Below are 6,740 nucleotides of genomic sequence, written 5' to 3'. Positions count from 1 at the left end.
CACGCCAAACGCCCCGCGCCAGCTGAAGGCACGGGCAGCGTACACCTGCACCACCGCCGGCGCGTAATCCTCGGGTAGCGGCGCCAGCTCCGCAGAGTCACGGTTGGCGCTGGACCAGCTTCCCCGCGTCTCGACCTGCTGGGTCAGCAGCAGCCACGCGGGGCCCGCCAGCAACAGCAGCAAGAGGATGATCAGGCTCAACAGCCAGAGAAAGAACGTCTTCATGACCTATTCCGTCGATGTTCGCCCGCAGGGCGATCACTCTCGCGGCGCGACCGTGGCACCTTCGATGCCGTGGCGCAACATCAGTTTTGCGACCACCCCTTGAGCCTTCATCTCTTCGATGAACGAGGCAAGGAACTCGATTACCGCAGGGTCTCGCCCTTTCGCGACGCCCATGGCCTGTTCGATGGTCATGAAACGCCCGGGTAGAAGCCTTAACCCGGGGTTCTCCCTGACACCCAGCTCGAGCTGCTGTCTCACCCCCGCCGCCACCTCAAGATCATGCTCGAGAAAGTGCTCGACGACCCTGGGTGAGGTGGGCGCGCGCACCAGTTCGGCCCGCTCGAGGGTGCGAGTGAGGTAAAGGTCGTAGGCGCTGCCCTTGCCAACCACGATGCGGTGGTCGATTCGGTCCACCTCTTCGATAGCCGTGACCGGGGAGGCGTCACGCACCAGATAGCAGCCCTCGATCAATACGTAGGGGGAAGTGAAATCGATGCCCGCGCCCCGGACCGGGTCGCGAGCAAAGAACCCCATGTCGGCCTTGCCCTCTTCCACGGCCATCACGGCCTCCCCCGCCGAGGCAAACACCAGAAGCTCCAGCGCCACGTCCAGCCGTTCGGCGATGCGGGTGGCCAGATCGATGGAGATACCGTGGGGCCGGGAAGCGCCCGCAGATTGCGCCGCCAGGATGGGATTTCCTACGTTGATCGTGGTTCTCAATACGCCTGTCGGGGCCAGGGCGTCGCGTACCTGACGAAGGTCACTCATGCCGAACTCCTTTGCTGACGGGCTCGAAACCCGTCGTCCAGATATCGAATCAGTTTACTCTCACCCGTTGAGCCAGCGGCGTCGACCTCGATGAAGCACTATCGCTTGTGTGACAACGAGCCTTCGATGGATAAAGGCCGTGGTCAACGGGTTTTCGTCACGAAGGATAGCAAGCATGACAAAGGCTTGTAGGCTCGCACCGGCCACGAAGTGGCAGCGTACAGGCATGATGGAGCACCCAACCTTGCGGGTCGAGAGCGATGGCGAACGAAAAGAAGTGATCAGACGTCGACTCGGCAGGCACCAGGTCGCGATGAAGAGGCAGGATCAGAAATGGAGGCGGCCCCAAAAGCCACATCCCGGCACACGCATCCACCACTACCGTTGCTCCCTTCCGGGCCTGGCGGGGTTTGCAGTTTCGCGTTGCGGGAGGACCTAAGGGGCCACCATAGTGATACAGACCTTTCGAAACCGGCCGTATCGCGCGTGATGTGGTGGCTACGCCCTGATTCGAACAGGGGACCCCATCATTATGAGTGATGTGCTCTAACCAGCTGAGCTACGTAGCCTTTCCGACATCAGCGGGTGCAGAGTATGCCTATCTCGGATGAAAAAGGCAAGCCAAGATGGCCTGCCCTGGTCGCTAAATATCTAAAACGCATGAAACTTCGGCTCGTCGTGTGTCAGAGCGCCTCGCGTACGGCGGTAAGGCCCTCGTCGCCGTCGCGGGTGGTCACGCCGTCGAGCCACGCCTCGAGCACGTTGTCATGCTCTTTCAGGTAGGCGTTGGCGGCCTCGCGGGCGGCAACGCCGTCATCCATGATCGAGGCCATCAGCTCGTTCTCCATCTCGAGAGTGAAGGTCATGTTGTCGAGCAACTGGCCGACGTTGGGGCACTCGTCGACGAAGCCGACGCGGGTATTGGTGTAGACCGTCGCCCCCCCCAGGTCCGGGCCAAAGTAGTCGTCGGCGCCGGAGAGATAGGCCATGTCGAAGTTGGTGTTCATCGGGTGCGGTTCCCAGCCGAGAAACACCATCCACTCCTCATTGGGCACGCGGGTGGTGAGTTCCGAGAGCATGCCCGCTTCGCTGGAGTCGACCACCTGCCAGTCACCGAGGCCATAGGCGTCGTCCGCGATCATCCGTTCGATCAGCTCGTTGCCGTCGTTGCCCGCCTCGATGCCATGGATCCGGGAGTCGAACTGGTCGGCGTGTTCAGCCAGATCGGTGACCGAGGTCACGCCGGCATCATAGACGTACTGCGGAACGGCCAGGGTGTACTTGGCACCTTCGAGATTGGCCACGCGCCGTTCGACGTCGCCATCCTCGACGTAAGGATCGCTGATGGACGCCATCGATGGCATCCAGTTGCCCAGGAACACGTCGAAATCGTTGTTGCGCATGCCGGCGTAGGCGATCGGCACCGATACCGTATCGACACGCGGCGAGTAGCCCAGCGCCTCCAGCACTTCGCTGGCGAGTGCCGTGGTCGCGGTGATGTCGGTCCAGCCTACTTCCGCGAAGCGCACGGTGGTGCACTCATTGGCCAGCGCCGCACTCGGTAGTGCGGCGAACAGTGCCAAGGCACCCAGCGTCGTTGTCTTTGAATGGCCCATCGTTGTCTCCCAGTTTGCAAAGCGTTCCAGCGCGTCGGCGAACGCTTTCGTTCCCGCCGGAACTTTATATTGATTGAACGTTCAATAAAGAAATGTGACCATGGTCAGGTAATCATGCCCCAGGGCGAATTTCAAGGCGGCGCAATCGAGCATCCGATACTAACTTAAGTCAGATTAAGATAGATCATCGAGATCGACAGGCACCAAAGCGATGCCAACCCGAAAGGAGAGTGCCATGCCTAAAGTGGGAATGCAGCCAATACGCCGCGAGCAGTTGATCAAGGCCACCATGGCCGCCATCAACGACGTCGGCCTCGCCGAGGCCACGGTGATGCGCATCGCCCGTCATGCCGGGGTCTCGGCGGGCATCATCAGCCACTACTTCGGCGGCAAGGACGGCCTTCTCGAAGCCACCATGCGCCAGATCCTGACCGATCTGAGTCAAGCGGTGGCCGAGCGTCGGCGCGCGCTGAGCGACGATTCGCCCGGGGCTCATATCGGCGCGATCATCGAAGGCAACTTCGATCGCACCCAGGTTTCCGGTCCTGCCGCCAAGACCTGGCTCGCGTTCTGGGCCAGCAGCATGCACCACCCGGCCCTGGCTCGGCTGCAGACCATCAACGACCGGCGGCTCTATTCCAACCTGTGCCACCAGTTTCGCCGCGTGCTGCCGCGCGAGCAGGCCCGGGAGGCCGCGAGCACCCTGGCGGCGATGATCGACGGGCTGTGGCTTCGCGGGGCGCTTGCCCCTCAGGGACTCGACGCCGACGCGGCGCGCCGCCTGGCACTCGCCTATCGCGACCAGCTGCTCGATGCTGCGCGCTGAATTCATCACCGTCACGTTTTCAGGAGCATACGATGAGTACACATGACGCTCAGCCCCTTTTCATCAACGGCGCCCGGGTCCAGGCCACCTCCGGCGAGACCTTCAGCGTCATCAATCCTTTCGACGGCAGCGAGCTTGCCGTGGTCGGTCAGGCGAGCGTCGAGGACGTGGATAGCGCCGTGGAAGCGGCCAGTCGCGGCCAGCGGGAGTGGGCGGCGATGAGCGGCATGCAGCGCTCTCGAGTGCTCTTGAAAGCCGTGGCACTCCTGCGCGAGCGCAACGACGAGCTCGCCCGCCTCGAGTCACAAAACACTGGCAAGCCGCTGAGCGAAACCGCAAGCGTCGATATCGCTACCGGCGCCGACGCGCTCGAGTACTACGCGGGCCTGGCGCCAGCGATCGAGGGCAGCCAGATTCCGCTGCGCGAGGACTCCTTCGTCTATACCCGCCGCGAGCCGCTTGGCGTGATCGGTGCCATCGGCGCCTGGAACTACCCGCTCCAGATCGCCTGCTGGAAAGCGGCGCCTGCGCTTGCCGCCGGCAACGCGGTAGTGTTCAAGCCAAGCGAAGTCACCCCGCTCACGACGCTTAAGCTTGCCGAGATCTTCACCGAGGCGGGCCTGCCCGACGGCGTATTCAACGTGGTACAGGGCGACGGACGCGTCGGCGCGATGCTGAGCGAACACCCGGGCATCGCCAAGGTGTCGTTCACCGGCGAGGTGGGTACCGGCAAGAAGGTGATGGCCGCCGCGGCGAGCTCGTCGCTCAAGGAAGTGACCATGGAGCTGGGCGGAAAGTCCCCCCTGATCGTGTTCGCCGATGCGGATCTCGACCGCGCCGCGGACGCCGCGATGATGGCCAACTTCTACTCCAGCGGCCAGGTCTGCACCAACGGCACCCGCGTGTTCGTCGAGGCGAGCGTCAAGGAAGCGTTCGAAGCGAAGCTTGTCGAGCGCGTCGAGCGCATCAGGGCCGGCGACCCGCTCGATGGTGCCACCAACTTCGGCCCGCTGGTGAGCTTCGAGCACCAGAGGAAAGTGCTCTCCTACATCGAGCTGGGTAAACAGGAAGGCGCGCGCGTGCTGGTCGGCGGCGAGCGCTGGAGCGAGGGCGCGTTTGCCAAGGGTGCCTGGGCTGCGCCGACGATCTTCACCGACTGCCGCGACGACATGCGTATCGTCAATGAGGAGATCTTCGGCCCGGTGATGTCGCTTCTCGCCTTCGACGACGAGGCCGAGGTGATCCAGCGCGCCAACGACACCCACTACGGGCTCGCCGCCGGGGTATTCACCGAATCGCTCAACCGCGCCCATCGGGTGATCCATCGCCTCGAAGCCGGCATCTGCTGGATCAACACCTGGGGGGAGTCGCCCTCCGAGATGCCGGTGGGCGGCTACAAGCAGTCCGGCATCGGCCGCGAGAACGGCGTCGAGACCCTTGCCCACTACACCCAGACCAAATCCATCCAGATCGAGATGGGACCGTTCGAGTCGGTCTTCTGACGCCCTGCGCGTCAGGACCCCATGAACCGACTCAGGAGGCTACCCATGTCACGACGGCGTGAATTCGACTACATCATCATCGGCGCGGGCTCGGCGGGCAACGTGCTCGCCAAGCGTCTGACCGAAGACCAGGACGTCAGCGTACTGCTGCTCGAAGCCGGCGGGCCGGACTACCGGTTCGACTTTCGCACCCAGATGCCGGCGGCACTCGCCTTCCCGCTGCAAGGCAAACGCTACAACTGGGCCTTCGAGACCGACCCGGAGCCCTGGATGAACGACCGGCGCATGGAGTGCGGCCGCGGCAAGGGCCTGGGCGGCTCGTCGCTGATCAACGGCATGTGCTACATCCGCGGAAACGCCCTGGATTATGACAACTGGGCGACGCTGCCGGGTCTTGCGGACTGGGACTACCAGAGCTGCCTGCCCTACTTCAGGAAGTGCGAGACGCGTGACATCGGCGCCAACGCCTACCACGGCGACGGCGGCCCGGTCAGCGTGACCACGCCGAAGAAAGGCAACAACCCGCTCTACCGCGTCTTCATCGAGGCGGCGAAAGAGGCGGGCTACCCGGAAACCGTGGACGTCAACGGCTACCAGCAGGAGGGCTTCGGCCCGATGGATCGTTTCGTCACCCCCAAGGGGCGGCGCGCCTCCACCGCTCGCGGCTACCTGGACACCGCCAGGAAGCGCGACAACCTGACCATCGAGACCCACGCGGTCACCGATGTGATCAAGTTCGAGGGCAAGCGCGCCGTCGGCGTGCGCTACGAGCGCAAGGGGAAGAGGCAGCAAGTGCGCGCCCGTCGCGAGGTGCTTTTGTGCGGCGGCGCGATCGCCTCGCCGCAGATCCTGCAGCGCTCCGGCGTGGGCAACCCGGCGCATCTCAAGGCGCTCGGCATCGATACCGTGCACGCCCTGCCCGGCGTCGGGGAGAACCTGCAGGATCACCTGGAGATGTACATCCAGTACGAGTGCAAGAAACCGATCTCGCTCTACCCGGCGCTGAAGTGGTACAACCAGCCGAAGATCGGTTTCGATTGGCTGTTCAAGGGCACCGGCATCGGCGCCAGCAACCAGTTCGAGGCCTGCGGCTTCATTCGCTCCCGCGACGACGAGCAGTGGCCTAACCTGCAGTACCACTTCCTGCCCATCGCGATCAGCTACAACGGCAAGAGCGCGGTCGAGGCCCACGGTTTCCAGGCCCACGTCGGCTCGATGCGATCAAAAAGCCGCGGGCGTATCCGGCTGACCTCGAAGGACCCGCATGCCGCCCCGAGTATCCTGTTCAACTACATGTCGAAGCAGAAGGACTGGGAGGAGTTTCGCGACGCCATTCGCCTGACCCGCGAGATCATCCATCAGCCCTCCTTCGACGCGTACCGCGGCCGCGAAGTTGCCCCGGGCCTGGACGTGCAGAGCGACGAAGAGCTCGACGCCTTCGTCAGAAGCCACGCCGAAACCGCCTACCACCCCTGCGGAAGCTGCCGCATGGGCGAAGGCGAGGACGCGGTGACCGATGGCCAGGGCCGCGTGCACGGCGTGGAAGGGCTTCGCGTAGTGGACGCCTCGCTGTTCCCGGTCATCCCCACGGGCAACCTCAACGCGCCGACCCTCATGCTGGCGGAGAAGATCGCCGACCGCATTCGCGGCCGCGAGCCGCTGCCGCGTGATAGCGTCGACTACTACGTGGCCGGCAACGCTCCGGCAAGGCGCCACCCGAGCGCCCGCTAGCATCTCTCACCCTTGTCTTTGAAACGCCGCCTTCGTCGCGGCGTTTTTTCATGCCTACTGCCAGTCCCGCCT

5 protein-coding genes, 1 tRNA gene, 1 other RNA gene and 1 pseudogene are annotated in these 6,740 nt (G+C 63.9%); 3 read left to right on the top strand and 5 right to left on the bottom strand.

The genetic code is table 11. From position 1 onward, the window contains the following. From BIS11_RS08225 to BIS11_RS08205, 5 genes and pseudogenes are all read right to left on the bottom strand, one after another. Window positions 1–225 (bottom strand): annotated as a pseudogene (locus BIS11_RS08225) (DUF3750 domain-containing protein); the annotation flags it as partial. A 33-nt stretch (window positions 226–258) separates the two neighbouring features. After that, window positions 259–993, bottom strand: coding sequence for a transporter substrate-binding domain-containing protein (locus tag BIS11_RS08220; protein ID WP_253418956.1), 735 nt, complete (start codon window positions 991–993; stop codon window positions 259–261). Window positions 994–1,336: 343 nt separating this feature from the next. Then, window positions 1,337–1,433: signal recognition particle sRNA small type (ffs, locus tag BIS11_RS08215), an RNA gene on the bottom strand. 52 nt (window positions 1,434–1,485) lie between these two features. Further along, window positions 1,486–1,562, bottom strand: a tRNA-Met gene (locus BIS11_RS08210). Window positions 1,563–1,676: 114 nt separating this feature from the next. Further along, complete coding sequence (locus tag BIS11_RS08205) at window positions 1,677–2,609, bottom strand: choline ABC transporter substrate-binding protein (RefSeq protein WP_253418959.1); 933 nt, start codon at window positions 2,607–2,609, stop codon at window positions 1,677–1,679. Window positions 2,610–2,844: 235 nt separating this feature from the next. Between BIS11_RS08205 and betI the strand changes: the two genes are divergently transcribed. Genes betI through betA form a run of 3 tightly spaced genes read left to right on the top strand, consistent with a single transcriptional unit; the run spans window position 2,845 to window position 6,668 of the window. Then, the gene (betI, locus tag BIS11_RS08200) at window positions 2,845–3,435 is read left to right on the top strand and encodes a transcriptional regulator BetI (RefSeq protein ID WP_253418962.1); all 591 of its coding nucleotides are present in this window, start codon (window positions 2,845–2,847) and stop codon (window positions 3,433–3,435) included. Window positions 3,436–3,467: 32 nt separating this feature from the next. Beyond that, on the top strand, window positions 3,468–4,937 hold the full coding sequence (gene betB, locus BIS11_RS08195) for a betaine-aldehyde dehydrogenase (protein ID WP_253418965.1): 1,470 nt from the start codon (window positions 3,468–3,470) through the stop codon (window positions 4,935–4,937). 45 nt (window positions 4,938–4,982) lie between these two features. Continuing rightward, window positions 4,983–6,668 carry a choline dehydrogenase gene (gene betA, locus BIS11_RS08190; RefSeq protein ID WP_253418968.1) on the top strand — a complete coding sequence of 562 codons (1,686 nt, stop codon included), beginning with the start codon at window positions 4,983–4,985 and terminating at the stop codon, window positions 6,666–6,668. Window positions 6,669–6,740 lie beyond the last annotated feature (72 nt).

This window comes from Halomonas sp. 707D4 (genome assembly GCF_024158685.1).
Classification (GTDB): domain Bacteria; phylum Pseudomonadota; class Gammaproteobacteria; order Pseudomonadales; family Halomonadaceae; genus Vreelandella.
The sequence above is the reverse complement of the archived record's forward strand: the minus strand, read 5'-3'. Positions and strand labels throughout refer to the sequence as shown.